Origin of the sequence: Aedoeadaptatus ivorii (assembly GCF_030815095.1) — a bacterium.
GTDB lineage: Bacteria > Bacillota > Clostridia > Tissierellales > Peptoniphilaceae > Aedoeadaptatus > Aedoeadaptatus ivorii.
Genome location: NZ_JAUSWF010000003.1, coordinates 55,587 through 70,807, shown reverse-complemented (window position 1 = coordinate 70,807; position 15,221 = coordinate 55,587). Strand labels below are relative to the sequence as shown.

Here is a 15,221-nt window from a genome sequence, read left to right as displayed (position 1 = left end):
GTATAATACTCACACGGAGAAGGAGGCATTATGGACGTACAAGAGCGAAGAGAACTGATATATTACGGAAAGACCCTGATCGAAGAGGGGCTCGCTTTCGGCAGCGGCGGCAATCTGTCCGTCCGCTTGGACGGCAGCGAGAAATTTATGATCACCCCGTCGGGGATGGACTATTTTGCGATCAAAGAACGGGATCTCGTCGCCATGGATACCTACGGCAATGTGGTGGAAGGCTTTCGCACGCCCTCTTCCGAATGGCAGATGCACGCCGAGATCTACGACCGAAGAAGCGACATCCACGCGCTGATCCACACCCACAGCAAATATATTTCGGTTTTGTCCACCTTGGGCGAAGACTTACAGGCCATCAGCTATCTGATCGCCTCCTCCGGCACGTCGAGAATTCCCCTGGCTCCCTACGAAACCTTCGGAACGCCGGCGCTGGCGCGGTCGGCGGCGGAGCATTTGGGAGACCGTTCTAAGGCGGTCATTCTCGCCAATCACGGACTGATTGCCGGCGGAAAGACCTTAAAGGAGGCATTGGAGATCACGAAGGATCTCGAGTTCTGCGCCTTTTTGTATATCACCGCCCTTTCCACCGGAAAAGAGATTTCGTTTATTTCCGACGAAAAGATCGACGAGGTCATTGCGCGGGCCAAAGACTACGGGCAAAAATCGGAAAGCAATAAAAAGAGGAGATAATTTCGCACAAAAAAAGTCCACCCGCAGGTGGATCCTTTTTTTACCGCTTAGATTTCTTTTGCGTTTTCCCACAGACCATGGATGTTGCAGAAGGACAGGGCATAAACGGTACCCTTCTTTGCGCTCTTGAAGCAAGCTTCGACTTCGGGCTTGGTGAAGATTTTTTCTTCGCCATGTGCTGCGAATTCATAGCTGCCTACTTCGAAGGGAACGGAAGCGCCTTCGGGGGTAAAGAATACCTTGATCCATGCGATATGGTGTTCTAAGGTGTTGGGGTGCTCGATTTCGGAACCGACGGCTACTTTTACTTTAACTTCGCCGTTTTCGAAGGATGCTTCGATTTCGGGAACGTGTTTTTCATTTTTAAAGTCGCCGCTTTTTACGGTTTCGGTTAATTTGGCCATGTACAATTACCTCCCAGTAATACAACAGATCATTTTGTCCTACAATGCCCTTATACCCCGTAGACCATAAAAATTCACAATCAAAATATATTTATTATACGATACGATGGCAAAAACTATAAAATATACGCTAACTTCGGCATACATTTAGTATAATACAGTGGAGGTGATCTATGATTCAATTTGAAGCGACGACCAATATCGGCATGGAAGCCGTGGTAAAACGGGAAGTAGCAGCCTTGGGCGCAAAAGACATCCGCGTCGTCGACGGATTGGTGTCCATGGCGGGCACTATGGAAGATATGACGCGTTTCAATCTCTGTTTGCGTTCGGCAGAACGGGTACATTGGGTACTCGGGACCTTTCGGGCCGAAAGCTTTGAGGCGCTCTTCGAGGGCGTGTATGCGCTCCCGTGGGAGGAGATTTTGCCGAAGACGGCGAATTTCATCACCGAGGCGAAGAGCAAAAAATCCGCCCTGTTTTCCCTGTCGGACATTCAACGAATCAGCGAAAAAGCGATCGTCAAGAAATTGCAGACCCGCTACCAAACGGAGTGGTTTCCGAAAAACGGCGCCCGATTCCGCGTCGGCATACGCATTATAGACAATATGGCGACGATTTACTTGGACACCAGCGGCGACGGGCTCCACGACCGGGGCTATCGCAAGCGTTCGGTCAAAGCGCCTTTAAGCGAAACCCTGGCGGCGGGACTCGTGCAGCTCAGCTATTGGAATAAGGACCGCATTCTGGTCGATCCCTTTTGCGGAAGCGGCACCATCTTGATCGAAGCGGCGATGATCGCGCGCAACATTCCGCCGGGACTGAACCGCAGGTTCGACTTCGAGTACTGGAATTTAGAGGGTACCCGCTCCAAAGAGATCCGCCAGGAAGCATACGCGGGCATCGACTACGAGACGCCCCTCGAGATCTACGGGTTCGACATCGACCCCAAGGCGATCGAAGCGGCGCGCATCAATATCGACGCGCTGGGTCTTACCGACGACATTCGCCTGTTGGAAAAGGACATCGCGCGGTTGGATCTCGCCGGCGATTACGGCGTGATCATCACCAATCCGCCTTACGGAATGCGGATCGAAGACCGCGAATCGGTGATGGCCTTAAACCGCGAACTGGGGGCGCTGTGCCGCACGCTGAAGACCTGGAGCCACTACATCATTACCGCCGACGGCGGCTTTGAAAAGGGATTCGGGAAAGTCGCGGATCGCAAGAGAAAATTGTATAACGGAAATATAAGAGTAGACTACTACCAATACTACGGGCCCCGGCCGAGATAAAGTTTCGAGTGAGGTTTTGATGAAAGACAATGATATTTTATCGGGTCAAATGGACATTAAGCTCTTAGATACCATGTCGGATTTGATCCGCGTCGTCGACGAGAACAACGAAGTCATCTTCGTCAACGAGGCGATGCGACGAGTCCAGGGCATGGATATCGGCTTGCTCTGTCCCGCCGGAGACGATGGCAATCCCAACGGTCTCTGCGATTTTCGCATGACCGCACGCTGTCTTGCGAGCGGAGAGAATATTCAGCGGGAGGTCTTATTCGAGGACAAATACTATTCCGTAAAGACAAACCCGATTCGCTCTTCTAAGGGAAAAATCGTGGGCGCCATCGAGGTCTTTCGCGACAAGAGTATGGAGAAAAACCTCCAGGTCGAACTGATCGAGAAGAATCGATCGCTGATCGAGGAACAAATGGCCGCCGCCAATATTCAACAGGCGCTCCTGCCGCGTAGGGGATATACCGAAAAGATGCATATGGACTTCTTTTACCGGCCGGCGGAGGTCTTAAGCGGCGACTTCTTCGACCTGCTCGAGGTCGACGAGCACCATACGGTGATCTACATCGCCGATACCGTGGGACACGGCTTCGCCTCCTCGATGGTCAATATGTTTATCTCCCAGACCATGCGGAATCTGGATCCCGAGATTTTGATCGATCCCACCGTCGCCATTGTAGAGCTCGGGGAGCGGTTTCGGGATCTGCATCTGCCGGAGACCATTTACTTTACCATGTTCCTGGGCGTCTATTGTGATACGGACCGCAGCTTTACCTACGTAAATGCCGGGCACGACTGCCCGCCGCTGTTAAAGCGAAAGAACCGGGTGCGGCTTTTGCTGAATTCGGGCTTTCCAGTGAGCCGCCTGGTGCAGGGCGCCTTCTACGAATGCCGCAAGGCGTATCTGAAGCGGGGAGACGAGCTCTTGTTTTATACCGACGGCATCACGGAATGCAGGGACCAAAAACAGAGACAATTCGGCGTCGAAGCCTTGCGAGAACTCTTCTCCGGCGACGAACCGTCTATGTTAGAGCATATCGTTCATACTTTGGAAGACTATATTCACCAAGATATTGTCGACGACATGAGTTGTGTCTATATTCGCATGATCTAGGAGGTCGCTATGAAAGTACGCATCGGTTTGCACACAAACGAGCCCTTTACTTCGCATCGGCGCGAAGAAATTTTCGCCATCGTCGAAGCCATGCGGTCGAAAACCGCCCCGGGGGTGGAATTTACGGGTTGGCTGGACTATCCTTCGCGCACAATGGAAGAGGATGTGGCGGAAATCGAGGCCTATGCCGATAGGATTCAGGCAGAGCGCATCTTCGTGTTGGGAATCGGCGGGTCGTATTTGGGTGCGTATGCCGCCGCCTGTGCGCTGGATGCCGATGGGCTCTATTTTACGGGAAACAGCTTTTCGGCGGCAGATCTTTCCGATGCGCTGAATCGATACGACCCCGCGCGCGATCACGTGGTCGTAATCTCGAAATCCGGCTCCACCATGGAGACTGCCATCGCCTTTCGCCTGTTTTTAGAACGGGCGGGTGGTGAATCCGAGCACTTACGCCACTTTACAATCATCACCGATGCCCAAAAAGGCCCTCTACGCGATTTTGCGATAGAAAACGGCATTCGACGTTTCGTCGTGCCGGAAGACATGGGCGGACGCTACTCCGTACTCTCTCCGGTGGGTCTCGTTCCCATGGCGCTCGGGGGCATCGATATACGCGAGGTCTTACGAGGCGCTCGGGATATGGAAGCCGAATGCGCGAAAGATCCCGCCGAGAACAAGGCGGCGGAGTACGCCCTGTTTCGCGACGCGATGCGCAGAGACGGCAAAGTCGGGGAGATCTTTGCCGTCTACGAACCCAAGCTTATGGCGCTGGGCAAGTGGTGGCAGCAACTCTTCGGCGAGAGCGAAGGCAAAGACGGGCGGGGCATGATTCCCGTTCCCCTCGTCTATTCGGCCGATCTCCACTCCATGGGACAGTGGATTCAGCAGGGGCCGAAGACCTTCTTTGAGACCGTCCTCTTTATAGAAGACGGGGACGCCTCGCTCGCCGTGCCGGATCTCGACATGAAAGACGGCTTGAATGGCATTGCAAACAAAGCCATATCGGAAGTGAACCGCGCGGCATTCACCGGCACCCGCGCTGCCCACGAAGCGGGTGGCGTCGATACGGCGTCGTTGGTCTGTGAGAAAATGGACGCCTATCAATTGGGACGCTTCTTCTATTTTATGGAATACGCCTGCGCCTTAAGCGCCTACTTGGACGGCGTAAATCCCTTCGATCAGCCGGGGGTAGAAGATTATAAACAGGCGATGCGGGAGAGATTATAAACGCGCAAAAGAGATGGAGACATCTCTTTTTTTTGTCCTTTCGGAAAACGATGTACTCCAAATTGACAAATATACAACGAAGCGGGAAACGATTATTTTTATGTGTCGCGTCGCGGAGAATCGAAATAAAAAATCTTCGTGGTTTAAAACGGGGAGAATTACGGGAAAAATCGAAAAGGCGTTTCAAAGTCATGATTTTACATGGTAGCAGAGTGCATATAGAAAGGATACAATATAAATGAAAAATATTTCACGAAGATTTGCCGGAAATGGTTTACATTCTGCGCAAAAGGTTTATAATAGGATTTAGTTGGTGGAGCTATGATTGATACATTCAAGTCAATAGTTTCAGGCTGTTAGTTAAACAATAAATGAACAATCTAGGAAGATGAAGGAGGACTTGTAATGGATTTTGCAATGGACAAACAGCATCTGCTTCTGCGTCAACTGTACCGCGCATTTGCCGAAAATGAAGTAGAGCCGATTGCAGCGGAAATCGACGAAACAGAAGAACCGCCGATGGAAAATATCAAGAAAATGGCCAAAGCCGGCTTTTTCGGTATTCCCTTCCCCAAAGAATACGGCGGACAAGGGGGCGACTATCTGGCGTATGTCAGCTGCATCGAAGAACTGTCGAAGGTCTGCGGATCTCACGGCGTTATCGTTTCTGCACATACATCTCTTTGCGTAGCTCCTATTTTCGAAAACGGAACCGAAGAGCAAAAGAAAAAGTACTTACCGGATCTTTGCAGCGGTAAAAAGCTCGGCGCTTTCGGTCTTACCGAACCCAACGCCGGTACCGACGCTTCCGGACAACAGACCATCGCCGTTTTAGACGGAGACGAATATGTATTGAACGGCACGAAGATCTTTATCACCAACGCCGGCATCGCCGATATCTTCGTCGTCATCGCCATCACCGACAGAGAAGCCAAGGGCACCCGTGGCATCTCCGCATTTATCGTAGAAAAGGGAACCCCCGGCTTCAGCATCGGACAAGCCGAAAACAAGATGGGTATCCGCGCTTCTTCCACCTGTGAGCTGATTTTCGAAGACTGCCGCATCCCCAAAGAAAATATGTTGGGCCGCGAAGGCAAGGGTTTTGCCCTGGCTATGAAGACCTTGGACGGCGGTCGTATCGGTATCGCCGCACAAGCGCTGGGTATCGCACAAGGCGCCATCGATGAGACTGTACAGTATACGAAGGAAAGAAAACAATTCGGTCGCAGACTTTCTCAATTCCAAAACACCCAATTCCAATTGGCGGATATGCAAACCAGGACCGAAGCGGCTCGTTTGTTGGTCTATCAAGCAGCCGACAGCAAATCCCGCGGCGTGCCCTATAGTCACCTGGCGGCCATGGCGAAGTTGTTTGCGGCAGAAAACGCATCCGATGTAACCCGTCGCGCCGTACAGTTGTTGGGCGGTTACGGATATATCAAGGACTACCCGGTAGAACGTTTGATGCGCGATGCGAAGATCACCGAAATCTACGAAGGAACATCCGAAGTTATGCGCATGGTCATCTCCGGCTGGATGGGCGTAAAATAAGAGGAGGAAAGCACAATGAAAATTATTGTTTGCGTAAAGCAAGTACCGGATACCACTGAAGTTCGCTTGGATCCGAAGACCAATACTTTGATTCGTGACGGCGTTCCGAGCATTATTAACCCCGACGACAAAGCCGGCGTAGAAGCGGTTTTGCGCATTAAAGACGAATACCCCGACACCCACGTAACGGTTCTTTCGATGGGACCCCCGCAAGCGGAAGACGCATTACGCGAAACCCTCGCCATGGGCGCCGATGAAGCCATTTTGCTCTCCGACAGAGCATTCGGCGGGGCTGACACTTGGGCCACCTCGACCACGATCGCTGCCGGTCTCAAAAACGTCGGCGACTACGATTTGATCGTCACCGGACGCCAAGCCATCGACGGCGACACCGCACAAGTCGGTCCCCAAATCGCAGAACACCTGGGCCTACCCCAAGTGTCCTATGCAGAAGGTCTCGAACTGATCGACGAAAACACGATCCACGTAAAACGTCAATTCGAAGACCGCTACCACAAAGTAGAAATCAAGACCCCCTGTGTCATCACCGCACTCGCCGAACTCGCCGAGCCTCGCTATATGACCGTATCGGGCGTATTCGATGCCTATGAAAAAGACATCGCCGTTTGGGGATTGGACGACATTAAGGAACATCTTAATATCGACCACATCGGCCTGAAGGGTTCCCCGACCAAGGTCAAAAAATCCTATGCGAAGGAAGGCAAGGGTGCAGGTATTAAAATGACCGATCTGTCTGCCGACGAAGCAGCCAAAGCCATCGTCTCCAAGTTGGAAGAAAAGTTTATTATCTAAGATTGCCATACAGGGAGAGTGAATGAAATGAGCAAAAATGTCTTTATTATCGCCGAACAAAGAGACGGTGAATTACAAAAAGTCAGCACGGAACTGATCGGTAAGGGACGCCAACTCGCCGACGACCTCGGACAGGAAGTCTATGCGGTCGTTTTGGGCGAAAACATTAAAAACCTCGCCGATATCTGCATTTCCCACGGTGCGGACAAGGTCATCGTCGTCGACGATCCCATGTTGAAGGAATACGTAACCGAGCCCTATGCAAAAGCCGTATTCGAAATCATCAAAAAATACGAACCCGAAATCGTGCTCTACGGAGCGAGCTCCATCGGCCGCGACCTGGCACCGAGACTCGCTGCGCGGATCCACACAGGTCTGACCGCAGACTGTACGGGACTGGATATCGACGAAGAAACCAAATTCCTCAGAATGACCCGTCCGGCATTCGGCGGAAACCTTATGGCCACCATCGTCTGCGAAGACTTTAGACCCCAAATGGCGACCGTACGTCCCGGCGTTATGCAAGCTTTGGACAATGACGAAAATCGCAAGGGCGAAGTGATCGTAGAAGACATTCAATTTACCGACGCCGACATGAACGTCAAGATTCTCGAAGTCGCAAAAGACGAAAAGAAGAAGATGGACATCACCGAAGCGAGAGTGCTCGTATCCGGTGGACGCGGTATCGGCGGCCCCGAAGGATTCGAAAATCTGCAAGAACTCGCAGACCTTATGGAAGGGGAAGTTTCCTCCTCTCGTGCGACTGTCGACGCTGGCTGGATCGAAAAAGATCGTCAAGTCGGACAAACCGGTAAGACCGTTCGCCCTGACGTTTACTTTGCCATGGGTATTTCCGGCGCTATCCAACACTTGGCGGGCATGGAAGACTCCGGTCTGATTATCGCCATCAACAAAAACGACGGCGCACCGATCTTCGAAGTGGCGGATTTGGGTATCGTCGGCGATATCAACAAGATTCTGCCGAAACTCGTCGAAGAATACAAAAAGGCAAAAGCCAGAAAAGAATCCATTTAAGTTTTATATTCATCAAGAATACATCCTTTTTTTGGGGAGACCTCCGGGTCTCCCTTTTTTTATTGTTCGATTTCCCTTAATCCGGGGCGAAATATATGATAACATTTAATATTTTATTCACTTGTGGTACAATAGATAGGTAGACATTCCGGTAAAGGAGGTACCTATGTTTGAAATCGGAGATAAGATCGTCTATCCGATCCACGGAGCAGGCGTGATCGTCGACATCGAGAGCAAAGTGATTTTGGGGGAAAAGAAGGAGTACTATGTCCTAAAGATCCCCGTTAACGAGATGCGCGTACTCGTGCCCGTAGGGAGTATGGACGAAGTCGGGGTGCGCGAAATCAAGACCCCGCAGGAGATGCACGAAGTACTGGATGTCCTCAAGGACCCTTCGAAGGAAGACATGCCTTCCAATTGGAACCGCCGTTATCGATTCCATCAGGATAAGATTAAGACCGGTGACTTAAAAGAAATCGCCAAGGTCATCAAAAACCTTGAATCTCTGGATATGGAAAAGTCCCTATCCACCGGAGAGCGAAAGATCCTGAATAATGCTCGCCAGATTATCCTTTCCGAGATGGTATTGGTCTACGACAAGACCTTCGACGAAGTCGTCGATATCGTCGATACGACCATGAAAGAGGGTTGTCTGAAAGACGCCGGCAATGCCTGATCCCTATTACTATAGAAAGAAAGGAGCGTCTTTATCCGATCGAATCAAATTTTTCGCATTTTGTTCCGTCTATTGTTTACCGTCTTGGGTTTGGCGGTAGGGCGCCTATTCTTGGAAATGCTCACCGAGTTGGGCGCCAGAGGGATTGTCGAAACCTATGTGCCTACATTCTTCTTGCCGATCTTTGTTTTTCTCATTTTTGCAATTTTATTTTTCTTCCTCGGCAAGTATGTGTATCGGTGGGTAGATCGTTTGATCGTCTTTGCAGAGGCGAGGATGAAAGATCTGCCCGCCGGCGATATTTTATGGGGCGTTGCGGGGCTCGTCATCGGGATGGTATTGGCCTATCTGGTCTCCATTCCGGTCTACCGGCTCGACATCGCTTTTATTGGCAGCCTGTTGTCGCTGTTTATCTATATCATTTTCGGCATATTGGGAATTCGTATTATGCTGTTTAAGCGGGAGGAGATCGCGACTTCTCTTAAAAATTTCATCTCCGCCAAAGAGATGCCGAAGTTAAAAAGCGGCGAGAGGAAAGCCGCTATGGCAAAAATCCTGGATTCGTCGGTGATTATCGACGGCAGGATTTCGGATATTTTGGCACTGGGATTTTTAGAGGGTCCGATTGTGGTTCCCACCTTTGTGGTGGCGGAGCTGCAGTTGATCGCCGATTCTGCCGACGGTATGAAGCGGACCCGAGGAAGAAAAGGCCTCGATGCCATTCGCAAAATGCAAGAGGACGACAAGCTCGAGATCGTGGTCTCGGAGCGGGACTATCCCGAAGCCCACGACGTGGACGCCAAGCTCCTCAAGATGGCAAAAGAGGTGAAGGGGATGGTGGTCACCAACGACTACAATCTCAATAAGGTTGCCGCGGTGCAGGGCATACCGGTCTTAAATATCAATGCCTTGGCGAATGCCTTAAAGCCCGTCTTTGTAACTGGCGAAAAGATCCGCGTGTCGGTGGTAAAGCCCGGTAGCCAGGACAAGCAGGGGCTCGGGTATCTGGACGACGGCACGATGATCGTCGTGGAAAACGGCATCGACTATCTGGGCAAAGAAATCGACTGCATCGTCACCAGTATGTTGCAGACCAGTGCCGGAAAGATGATCTTCGCCAAGCCCGCCCACCAGTAGGCATAGAAAAAGCGATGGACAAATGTCCATCGCTTTCGTTTTTTCTTACTCTTCTTTCAAGGTGAAGAGGTGGTGTACTTTTTTGCCCTTTCTGAGGCGTACGCCTTCGCGCAATGCCTCGGGGGTGATCAACTGATCATGGGAAGCGACCTTTTCGTCGTCTACGGAGACCCCGCCTTGTTTGATTAAGCGGCGGCCTTCGCTCATCGAGGAGATGAGTTCGCCTTTTTGCATGAGTTCTACGACGGTGATGCCGCCTTCGACTTCGCCGGCCGAAAGTTCGGTGGTGGGCATTTCATCGGTATCGCCGCTTCCGCCGAAGAGGGTGCGGGAAGAGGCGAGCGCCTTGTCCGCCTCTTCTTTGCCGTGGACTTCGTTGGTGATTTCCCAGGCGAGTCGTTCTTTCGCTTCGTTCAACGCCTGTCCTTCGAGCTTTTCGTATTCGGCGATTTCGGCGTCGGAAACGTCGGTGAGGAGCTTGAGGAACTTGATGACGTCGCGGTCGTCGCAGTTTCTCAGGTATTGGAACATCTCGTAGGGAGAGGTCTTCTCGGGATCGAGGAAGATAGCGCCCTTCATAGACTTGCCCATCTTTTGGCCGTCGGCGGTGGTGAGCAGCTTAAAGGTCATAGAGTAGACTTTGCCGTTTTCCAGTTTGCGCACCAAATCGTAGCCGCCGAGCATATTGCTCCACTGATCCGAACCGCCCAACTGCAGCTGGCAGTTGTGTTTGCGGTAGAAGTAGAGGAAGTCATAGGACTGCATGAGCATGTATCCCATCTCAAAGAAGGTCAGTCCCTCTTCGAGCCGGTTGGCGTAGGCGTCGAGTTTGAGCATATGGTTTACGGAGAAGTGGATGCCGATCTCGCGCATAAAGTCGAGGTATTTCAGGTCCAGCAGCCAGTCGCCGTTGTCTTCGGCGATCGCCTTTCCGTCGCCGTAGTCGATAAAGTGGGAGAGCTGCTCCTGGAAGCAGCGGATATTGTGATCGATGTTTTCCTTGGTTAAGAGCTTGCGCATATCACTTCTACCGGAGGGATCTCCGATCAAGGTGGTGCCGCCCCCGAAGAGGGTGATGGGGATATGGCCGGCTCTTTGGAAGTGCTGCAGTACTTTTACCTGGAGATAGTGGCCCAGGGTCAGCGAATCCGCCGTGGCGTCAAAGCCGATATAGAAGGTAATGGGTCCTTCGGCCAATCGTTCTTTGAGTTCTTCGGGAAAAGTTACCTGGTCGATGTAACCTCTTCTCTCCAATAGGTCAAATACATTTTCGGTCATAATGCCTCCTTTTAAGCACAAAAAAAGACTCGAGGGAAAGGGCGTCTCTTCGACGCGGTACCACCTTTCTTCGCACAAAGCCTTAAAACAGTATTATACTCCGGCGTTGTAATTTTGGGGACGCCATCAACGTATATATTCGATTTGTATTTTATTATAAGTACCCTAGGTGCGGATGTCAAGTATCTATGTAATAAATTTGTTTTTATTATTCATAGATAAGTATGATAGTATGAAGGGGAAACGAGGTGGAATATGATCGGTGTGGATGTGGTCTATATCCCCCGGGTAGAAAAGATCTTAGCGCGCCGCCGCGAGGCGTTTTTGCGCTATATCTCAGAGGGGAATGAATACGAGGGGTTGCGGAAGAAAACCGCCGCCGGCATCGCCGCGCGTTTTGCCGCGAAAGAAGCCATGGCGAAGGCCCTGGGCACGGGGATCGCCCGCGCGGGCCTAAAGAATTTGAAGGTGCGCTATACGGCCGCCGGCGCGCCCTATGGGGTGTGGAAGGACCGCCTGTTTGCTCTTTCCCTAAGCCATGAAAAAGACTATGCCGTCGCCGTCGCCAGACTCCGCAATAGGACGGTGCCGCGCATCGATCCCGAGATGGCGCGTCTATTGCCCGCCATACATACCGACGACCACAAGGGAGACCGGGGAAAAGTGCTCGTCATCGGCGGAAGTCTCGGGATGTACGGCTCGGCGGAGTTTTCCGCCAGGGCGGCGCTCCGCGCGGGCTGCGGGCTCTCGTATTTGGCGGTCCCCGACGCCTGTATGCGGGACTTTGCCCTGCGCGCACGGGAGGTGATCGTAAAGGGGCAGTCGGATTTTTCGATTTTGAACGAGGCGGATGCGGTCGCGATCGGACCCGGCATGGGGCGGGACGAATCCGCGGGGGCGCTTTTGGCGTCGGTCCTTTCGAAGGATGTTCCTATGGTGGTGGATGCCGACGGCCTGTACCATTTGGCGCAGGCGCGACCCGCCGAAAAACGGGACGACAGGATCTATACCCCCCATGCCGCGGAGGCAGCCCGCTTGATCGACCGGGACAGCCGCTGGGTGGCGGCGCACCCCGAATCGGCGGCGGATCTGTTTTTGGCGCGATACGGCGGCATTTTGGTCTTGAAGGGGCCGCGGACGCTAATCGCCCGAGAAGGGGAGCGCGCGGTCAATGCCACGGGTAATCCAGGCATGGCCACCGCCGGAAGCGGGGATGTGCTCACGGGCATCATTACGTCATTTCTCGCCCAAGGCGCTGACGGTTTTACCGCCTGCCGCTTAGGGGTATATATGCACGGACTGGCGGGAGATGTGGCCGCGCGACATAAGGGAATGCGCAGCCTCACCGCATCGGATATCATCGAATATCTGCCCGAAGCCTTTGGATTGTCGGAGGCGGATTCCGGCGTCGAGTCGCATACATAAAAATTGCATAGAAAGGATGTGATCTATGGTTATCAAGCGAGGAGATATCTTCTACGCGGATCTCAGTCCTGTGGTCGGATCGGAACAAGGCGGCGTGCGTCCCGTGGTCATCTTACAGAATGACGTGGGCAACAAATACTCGCCGACGACGATCGTCGCTGCGATCACTTCGCAGATGAACAAGACCAAGCTCCCCACCCACGTCAAGGTGCGGGCGGCGACCAACGATTTGCCGAAAAATTCGGTGATCTTGCTAGAACAGGTGCGGACCATAGACAAAAAGAGATTAAGAGAGAAGATCGGAAAATTCAATACGTCTATTATGGACGCGGTGGACGATGCCATCAAAGTAAGTCTGGGTCTATAATACATAGGATAAGCACGGGTTTTCTCGTGCTTATTTTCATATTGAATTGGTGAAGCAACGGGAATGTTGTATAATGGATCTGCTAAGTATAGGGAAAGAAAGGATGAGTATGTGAGAGGCCGAAGTAAAAAAACAATGGCGGCGATCCTGGCCGCTTTGGGGCTGATCGCCGTGGCCGTGCCCGCGTTTGCACAGCAGGACGACCCCCTGGTGTCCTTAAGCTATTTGAACCAACGGCTGGCGGCGCTGGAAAAGAATATCACCCAAGAGAGTCCCAAGGAGCAAGCGCCCGCCGGGAATGTGGAAAATGTGCTCGAAGTCGTGGAGCTTGCGCACAATCAGCGGCTGATCGTCGCACAAGGTAGCGAAATGATTCTACGGAGCGGAGAGGCGAGCGTGATCGCATCGTCCCTCGGCGGCTTGAGCGATGTCACCGGCGGTACGGATTTGTCGCATGGAAAAGCGGCGCCGAAGAACCATATGCTGATCGCGCCGCGCAGCGACGGCAGAGGACTTTCTGCGACGCGCGACTCCATCGTGTTGGTGCGCGGCAGCTATCGCATTGCCGACGGTGAGTAGCGATGACGATGAAGATTCTGCACTTGATCAGCGGCGGGGATACCGGCGGCGCCAAGACGCATATCTATTCGCTGTTAAAGGGACTGGAAGAAGAGGCATCGGCGACGATGGTCTGTTTTCGCCCCGGTCCCTTTCTCGACGGCGCCCGCGCGATCGGGATCGACGCCCGCCTTGCGGAACAGAAAAATCGCTTCGATATGGGCGCGCTCTCGAAAGTCGCCGAACTCTGTGCGCGAGAACAATTCGATCTGATCCACTGCCACGGCGCCCGGGCAAATTTTAACGCCATGTTTTTGCGCCGGCGCATTCGCGTGCCTATGGTGACCACTCTCCACAGCGACTGGCGGCTGGACTTTAAGGACAATCTTATAAAAGATATGATCTTTACGCCCTTAAATGTCTTTGCCCTAAAGCGCTTCCCCTTTTATATCGCCGTCACCGAGCGGTTTAAGGAAATGATGATCGAGCGGGGATTTCCGGGCGATCGCATTTTTGTGGTCTATAACGGCATCGACATGGAAAGGCGCGAAGACTATGTCGAAAAAGACGAGTTTTTGGCGCGCTACGGCTTAAGTCGATACAAAGACCGCTTGCTATTTGTCATCGCGGCGCGTCTGGACGCGGTAAAAGACCACCGAACGCTTCTCGAGGCGATTCGTACGGGGCAAGATGCCCTTGGGGATACGCATTTTCTGATCGCCGGCGAAGGCGTCGACGGCGAAGGGCTGCGGGAATTCGTACGGAGGCACGAATTGGAAGATCTGGTCTCGTTTTTGGGACAGGTGAACGACCCGTATAGCCTATTTCACGCCGCAGATGTGAATCTGCTCACCTCCGTTTCCGAAAGTTTTCCCTACGCACTGCTCGAAGGGGCGAAGGCAAAGGTGCCGTTTATCGCATCGGCGGTGGGCGGCATTCCCGAGATGGCAGGGGAGGCGGGGCTGCTCTTTCCGGCAAAGGACGTAGAAGCGCTGCGTTCTCAGCTGGTGTATGCGGCCAATCACAGAGCGCAAATGCAAACGCGCGGCGAGGCCCTGTACGATTTTGTCCGCGCGCGATTCAGTCAGAAAGCCATGGCCGAGAGCCATATACACATTTATGAAACCATTTTGAAGAGGTATGAAAATGATCGATAATAAAGGAAGAATTTTCGGCAAAATCAATATCATCGATTTGCTGTTTTTATTGATTTTGCTGGTGGCGTTGATCGGCGGCTTTTTCCGTTTTCGCAATTCCGCGGTCTCCGTAGAAAAGACCGCGCCGGGTAAGATGACGATGTTGATCGACAATGTGCGTACGCCGACGGTAGAAAACATACAAGAAGGCCAAGATCTCTACCACTACGACAAGGGCGTATTTCTCGGAAAGATCGTCGGCAAGCGCGTCGTCCCCTTCGAAAAGGAAGTGGATTACGAGGGCACATGGGTCAAGGCGGAAGTGCCCGATCGCTATACGGTCTATATCGACCTCGATGTGAATGTCACCGAATCGGACAAATCGTATCGGGTCGGTGGCGAAGAAATTCGGGTCGGCAACGAATACCGCGTAAAGTCGAAACAGAGCTCCTTCACCGGCGTCTGCGTCGGCATCCGCGTCGACGGGGAATAGA

16 protein-coding genes are annotated in these 15,221 nt (G+C 52.5%); 14 read left to right on the top strand and 2 right to left on the bottom strand.

Translation table 11 applies throughout. From position 1 onward, the window contains the following. The first annotated feature begins 30 nt into the window (after positions 1-30). On the top strand, positions 31-702 hold the full coding sequence (locus tag QO008_RS02970; RefSeq protein WP_126465626.1) for a class II aldolase/adducin family protein: 672 nt from the start codon (positions 31-33) through the stop codon (positions 700-702). 47 nt (positions 703-749) lie between these two features. Here QO008_RS02970 and QO008_RS02965 read toward each other — a convergent pair whose 3' ends face one another. After that, positions 750-1,106 (bottom strand): desulfoferrodoxin family protein, encoded by a 357-nt coding sequence (locus QO008_RS02965; RefSeq protein ID WP_126465625.1) that lies wholly within the window; start codon positions 1,104-1,106, stop codon positions 750-752. A 173-nt stretch (positions 1,107-1,279) separates the two neighbouring features. Here QO008_RS02965 and QO008_RS02960 point away from each other — a divergent pair, with 173 nt between their 5' ends. From QO008_RS02960 to QO008_RS02925, 8 genes are all read left to right on the top strand, one after another. After that, a complete protein-coding gene (locus QO008_RS02960) occupies positions 1,280-2,401 on the top strand; it encodes a THUMP domain-containing class I SAM-dependent RNA methyltransferase (RefSeq protein ID WP_126465624.1) in 1,122 nt (373 codons plus the stop codon). 19 nt (positions 2,402-2,420) lie between these two features. After that, positions 2,421-3,521, top strand: a complete 1,101-nt coding sequence (locus tag QO008_RS02955) for a SpoIIE family protein phosphatase (RefSeq protein WP_307384227.1) — start codon at positions 2,421-2,423, stop codon at positions 3,519-3,521. A 9-nt stretch (positions 3,522-3,530) separates the two neighbouring features. Further along, positions 3,531-4,751, top strand: coding sequence for a glucose-6-phosphate isomerase (locus QO008_RS02950; RefSeq protein ID WP_126465622.1), 1,221 nt, complete (start codon positions 3,531-3,533; stop codon positions 4,749-4,751). A 405-nt stretch (positions 4,752-5,156) separates the two neighbouring features. Continuing rightward, positions 5,157-6,302: an acyl-CoA dehydrogenase gene (locus QO008_RS02945; protein WP_126465621.1), complete on the top strand. Its 1,146-nt coding sequence runs from the start codon at positions 5,157-5,159 to the stop codon at positions 6,300-6,302. 15 nt (positions 6,303-6,317) lie between these two features. Then, positions 6,318-7,115 carry an electron transfer flavoprotein subunit beta/FixA family protein gene (locus tag QO008_RS02940; RefSeq protein ID WP_307384224.1) on the top strand — a complete coding sequence of 266 codons (798 nt, stop codon included), beginning with the start codon at positions 6,318-6,320 and terminating at the stop codon, positions 7,113-7,115. Positions 7,116-7,142: 27 nt separating this feature from the next. Then, the gene (locus QO008_RS02935) at positions 7,143-8,150 is read left to right on the top strand and encodes an electron transfer flavoprotein subunit alpha/FixB family protein (RefSeq protein ID WP_126465619.1); all 1,008 of its coding nucleotides are present in this window, start codon (positions 7,143-7,145) and stop codon (positions 8,148-8,150) included. A gap of 166 nt (positions 8,151-8,316) precedes the next feature. Continuing rightward, entirely contained in the window at positions 8,317-8,826 is a 510-nt protein-coding gene (locus QO008_RS02930; RefSeq protein WP_126465618.1) for a CarD family transcriptional regulator, read from the top strand. A gap of 117 nt (positions 8,827-8,943) precedes the next feature. Continuing rightward, positions 8,944-9,963: a PIN/TRAM domain-containing protein gene (locus QO008_RS02925; protein WP_331852448.1), complete on the top strand. Its 1,020-nt coding sequence runs from the start codon at positions 8,944-8,946 to the stop codon at positions 9,961-9,963. Positions 9,964-10,008: 45 nt separating this feature from the next. Here the strand turns inward: QO008_RS02925 and tyrS are convergent, their stop codons facing one another. Then, entirely contained in the window at positions 10,009-11,241 is a 1,233-nt protein-coding gene (tyrS, locus tag QO008_RS02920) for a tyrosine--tRNA ligase (protein ID WP_126465616.1), read from the bottom strand. A gap of 255 nt (positions 11,242-11,496) precedes the next feature. Here tyrS and QO008_RS02915 point away from each other — a divergent pair, with 255 nt between their 5' ends. The 5 genes from QO008_RS02915 (at position 11,497) to QO008_RS02895 (ending at position 15,220) form a co-directional block, all read left to right on the top strand. After that, the gene (locus tag QO008_RS02915) at positions 11,497-12,666 is read left to right on the top strand and encodes an NAD(P)H-hydrate dehydratase (RefSeq protein ID WP_307384218.1); all 1,170 of its coding nucleotides are present in this window, start codon (positions 11,497-11,499) and stop codon (positions 12,664-12,666) included. A 25-nt stretch (positions 12,667-12,691) separates the two neighbouring features. Beyond that, the gene (locus tag QO008_RS02910) at positions 12,692-13,033 is read left to right on the top strand and encodes a type II toxin-antitoxin system PemK/MazF family toxin (RefSeq protein WP_307384215.1); all 342 of its coding nucleotides are present in this window, start codon (positions 12,692-12,694) and stop codon (positions 13,031-13,033) included. 111 nt (positions 13,034-13,144) lie between these two features. After that, positions 13,145-13,612, top strand: a complete 468-nt coding sequence (locus QO008_RS02905) for a hypothetical protein (RefSeq protein WP_307384213.1) — start codon at positions 13,145-13,147, stop codon at positions 13,610-13,612. Positions 13,613-13,614: 2 nt separating this feature from the next. Continuing rightward, the gene (locus tag QO008_RS02900; RefSeq protein WP_307384210.1) at positions 13,615-14,748 is read left to right on the top strand and encodes a glycosyltransferase; all 1,134 of its coding nucleotides are present in this window, start codon (positions 13,615-13,617) and stop codon (positions 14,746-14,748) included. Continuing rightward, positions 14,738-15,220: a DUF4330 domain-containing protein gene (locus QO008_RS02895; protein ID WP_164715237.1), complete on the top strand. Its 483-nt coding sequence runs from the start codon at positions 14,738-14,740 to the stop codon at positions 15,218-15,220. The genes QO008_RS02900 and QO008_RS02895 overlap by 11 nt, the downstream gene beginning before the upstream one ends. The last annotated feature ends 1 nt before the right edge of the window (position 15,221 follow it).

Excerpts from the sequence above, each read along its gene's own strand:
- QO008_RS02950 (WP_126465622.1), top strand. The coding sequence starts at position 3,531 with ATGAAAGTACGCATCGGTTTGCACACAAACGAGCCCTTTACTTCGCAT.
- QO008_RS02970 (WP_126465626.1), top strand. The coding sequence starts at position 31 with ATGGACGTACAAGAGCGAAGAGAACTGATATATTACGGAAAGACCCTG.
- QO008_RS02895 (WP_164715237.1), top strand. The coding sequence starts at position 14,738 with ATGATCGATAATAAAGGAAGAATTTTCGGCAAAATCAATATCATCGAT.
- QO008_RS02955 (WP_307384227.1), top strand. The coding sequence starts at position 2,421 with ATGAAAGACAATGATATTTTATCGGGTCAAATGGACATTAAGCTCTTA.
- QO008_RS02935 (WP_126465619.1), top strand. The coding sequence starts at position 7,143 with ATGAGCAAAAATGTCTTTATTATCGCCGAACAAAGAGACGGTGAATTA.
- QO008_RS02930 (WP_126465618.1), top strand. The coding sequence starts at position 8,317 with ATGTTTGAAATCGGAGATAAGATCGTCTATCCGATCCACGGAGCAGGC.
- QO008_RS02900 (WP_307384210.1), top strand. The coding sequence starts at position 13,615 with ATGACGATGAAGATTCTGCACTTGATCAGCGGCGGGGATACCGGCGGC.
- QO008_RS02960 (WP_126465624.1), top strand. The coding sequence starts at position 1,280 with ATGATTCAATTTGAAGCGACGACCAATATCGGCATGGAAGCCGTGGTA.
- QO008_RS02925 (WP_331852448.1), top strand. The coding sequence starts at position 8,944 with ATGCTCACCGAGTTGGGCGCCAGAGGGATTGTCGAAACCTATGTGCCT.
- QO008_RS02915 (WP_307384218.1), top strand. The coding sequence starts at position 11,497 with ATGATCGGTGTGGATGTGGTCTATATCCCCCGGGTAGAAAAGATCTTA.
- QO008_RS02940 (WP_307384224.1), top strand. The coding sequence starts at position 6,318 with ATGAAAATTATTGTTTGCGTAAAGCAAGTACCGGATACCACTGAAGTT.
- QO008_RS02910 (WP_307384215.1), top strand. The coding sequence starts at position 12,692 with ATGGTTATCAAGCGAGGAGATATCTTCTACGCGGATCTCAGTCCTGTG.
- QO008_RS02945 (WP_126465621.1), top strand. The coding sequence starts at position 5,157 with ATGGATTTTGCAATGGACAAACAGCATCTGCTTCTGCGTCAACTGTAC.
- tyrS (WP_126465616.1), bottom strand. The coding sequence starts at position 11,241 with ATGACCGAAAATGTATTTGACCTATTGGAGAGAAGAGGTTACATCGAC.
- QO008_RS02965 (WP_126465625.1), bottom strand. The coding sequence starts at position 1,106 with ATGGCCAAATTAACCGAAACCGTAAAAAGCGGCGACTTTAAAAATGAA.